Source organism: Ferroglobus sp., from assembly GCF_015521575.1.
In the GTDB taxonomy this organism is placed as follows: Archaea; Halobacteriota; Archaeoglobi; order Archaeoglobales; family Archaeoglobaceae; genus Ferroglobus.
Window position 1 is genome coordinate 1 of the sequence record NZ_WANY01000101.1, and the last position, 2958, is coordinate 2958.

Here is a 2958-nt window from a genome sequence, read left to right on the forward strand (position 1 = left end):
CAATCTTTCTACGTGATTAGTTCCTCCTTTTCTTATGATTCTTTGCCTGTGAGAAATTAGATTGTACAGAGCAGCGATCCGCGCAGAAGATCGCTTTCCGCTTGATTTCATCGCTAATTCCGTCGTAAAGATTACCGAGTCTATATCAATGAGGTGATAATTTCCGCCGATCAAGCCAAAATAAAATCAATTGCTTTCTAAGCTTTATCTTAAGAGTTTCACAGCGTTTGCGTCTACAACAAGTTTATCGCAATCAAACTCTGACGTTTTGATTCGAGAACGTCCATATCTTTCTTTCTGGACTTCATCTTCACTTCAGCACAGCAAACAGCTTTGCCCCTAAACCTTTATAACGACATCCACTTCCGGAGAGAGCATAACCTCCTTCTCTCCTCGATACCTCTCCGCCAGAGCGGTTCTAACGAAGTCCTCAAAGTACTTTGGCAGTTTCTCTGCATAGGCTTTCTCAAATGTTCTGTTGTCCATGCCAAGTTCAGATATCCCGTATTTTGTATCGAGATGGTAGAAGAGGTCCACCACTGGCGAAGATATTTTGTATATCCATTTTTTCTTTCCGAACACCTTTATCCTCCTCACAAGACCCATTTCCAAGAAGTTGGAGAGGAACGACTTGATGTCGCTTGACGTTTTGCCGAGAAAACTTGTAACGTCCTTGGGAAAAACGTTGCCTACTGCCAAAGCTCTCAATATCACCTCGTAAGTTTCAGTTAATTTCCTATCTTCTTCGAAGAATGCTTCCCCTATTAATCCTCTAACACTCGCTAATCCAGCTTTTACTGCTTCTTTTACATTCCCGTCATAGAACTGAACCAGCCACGGGTCTCTCAAAAACACGAGTTCTTCAACATCACCGAACACTTTCAGCATGTCGGACGGCTTCACCAACTCAAGTTTGATTGGTCTAACCAGACCTAAGATTGGGCTCCTTGCCGACAGAATGCTTTTCAAAATCCTCATACTCAAGCCGAGAAGGGTCAACTTCGCTCTTCTCTCCTTTGTAAAATGCAGTAAATCCAGAAAGTCTTCGGGTAACCTCTGAAACTCGCCCACAACTACAACATTCTTCTCATCTCTCAGTAACTCGTAAATCAGAGTTTTAAAAGCTTCGTAGCTCAAACTCTTAAAGATGTCTGTCTCCATTAAAATCGGTCCAGCTCGCTCTACGAAAAAGTAATGTGTATAATCTACGAAATTTCTAACTAAAAACGTTTTACCAACTTTTCTCCTACCGTAGATGAGTACTCATCCCTTTTTCTTAATTTCGTGCACCTCCATTCTGGGAATCACTATTCCCATCCAAAAGAGGCATTTAAGTGCAGCCTTCGTTATTCGGAATCTCTGACGAAGAAGTTCTTCAATCAGAGAATTCCAAAATCAACGCTGAGCTACTGGGAAATGAAGCATTCTAATTTGATAAAAGAAGTTAAGTGCTCTGAACGAGTTTTTAAGTCAAATAAGCGTCTATACACCGTAATAGACCATACAAAGTTTTCAAACTGGAACAAGAACTTAAGCGAACTCTTCGTTTGCGTCAGAGTCAGAAAAGCTTCAGTTCCTGTCTACGTCGACTTAATGAGATCCGAAGAAGGCTTCTTGAATTTTTGGACACACACCAAAACGAAAATGGAAAAAAAGAGAATCACTTCTTCGTGTAGTCGTAGAATCCCCTTCCAGTTTTCCTTCCAAGTAATCCGGCTCTAACCATTTGCTTTAACAACGGACAGGGCTTGTACTTGTCACCGAGCTCTCTGTGCAAGGTTTCTATTGCAGCGAGAACTATGTCTAAGCCGATCAAATCAGCCAGCTCAAGCGGTCCCATGGGGACGTTGGTGAACAACCTCATTCCCCTGTCGATTTCTTCTTTCGTGGCTATTCCCTCGTAGAGAACCCATATTCCCTCGTTTATCCAAGGCATTAGAATTCTGTTTGAGATAAAACCAGGAGAGTCCTTACAAACCACAGGCTCTTTTCCAAGCTTCCTAACAAAATCACAGGCAAACTGAACAGTCTCTTCGCTCGTGAGAAGACCTCTAACGATTTCAACTCCTTTCATCAGTGGAACCGGATTCATGAAGTGTATTCCGACGAAGTTCTCGGGCTTTCTTGTTACGGCAGCCATTTCGGTTATGCTCAGAGTTGAAGTATTCGAAGCAAAAATAGCATCTTCCCTCTTTACAATATCGTTCAACTCTCTGAAAACGGCTTTCTTAGCCTCCATATCTTCAATTATAGCCTCTATAACAACGTCGACGTTCTCGAAATCCTCAAGCTTCGTCGTGGTCTTTATTCTTTCGAGCGTTGCTTTCATTTCATCCTCGCTTATCTTCCCCTTCTCCACGAACTTGGAAAGGCTCTTCTTTATGTTCTCCATTCCCCTCTCCAAGAACCTCTCCTCGATGTCCCTCAAAACCACTTCATAGCCAGCCATTGCACATACTTGTGCGATTCCACTTCCCATCGTTCCAGCTCCCAAAACCCCAACTACCTTCACATCCTCAACTTTCATTTCCACCACCTCAAACCTTGATCTTACCAATAATCCTTCTCGCAATCACAAGCTTCTGAGCTTCGCTCGTTCCTTCGTAGATCGTTCCGACCCTCGCATCTCGATAGTATCTCTCGACGTCGTACTCCTTGCTGTATCCGTAGCCTCCGAAGATTTGAACGGCTTCGTAGGTTACTTTGACCGCCATTTCGCTCGCGAAAAGCTTTGCTGCTGAACTTAAAGCCGGATCCGGCTTGCCCTGATCGATTAGCCATGCAGCCTTAAAAACCAGAAGCTTGGCAGCCTCTATGTCTTTAAACATCTCAGCCAGCTTAAACTGAATCGCTTGATGCTCAATTAAAGGCTTCCCAAAAGCTTTTCTCTCCTTAGCGTACTCCAAAGCCCTTTCATAAGCACCTATCGCTATTCCAGTGTGCAGAGCAGCTATCTTA

General features: G+C 43.3%; 3 protein-coding genes. All 3 read right to left on the reverse strand.

The genetic code is table 11. The features are described from left to right. Positions 1-339: 339 nt before the first annotated feature. Positions 340-1161 carry a hypothetical protein gene (locus F7C14_RS04300; RefSeq protein WP_290900216.1) on the reverse strand — a complete coding sequence of 274 codons (822 nt, stop codon included), beginning with the start codon at positions 1159-1161 and terminating at the stop codon, positions 340-342. A gap of 499 nt (positions 1162-1660) precedes the next feature. Further along, entirely contained in the window at positions 1661-2527 is an 867-nt protein-coding gene (locus F7C14_RS04305) for a 3-hydroxyacyl-CoA dehydrogenase family protein (RefSeq protein ID WP_290900217.1), read from the reverse strand. 10 nt (positions 2528-2537) lie between these two features. Beyond that, positions 2538-2958 (reverse strand): acyl-CoA dehydrogenase family protein (locus tag F7C14_RS04310; protein WP_290900218.1); only part of this gene is annotated, 421 nt, incomplete at its 5' end.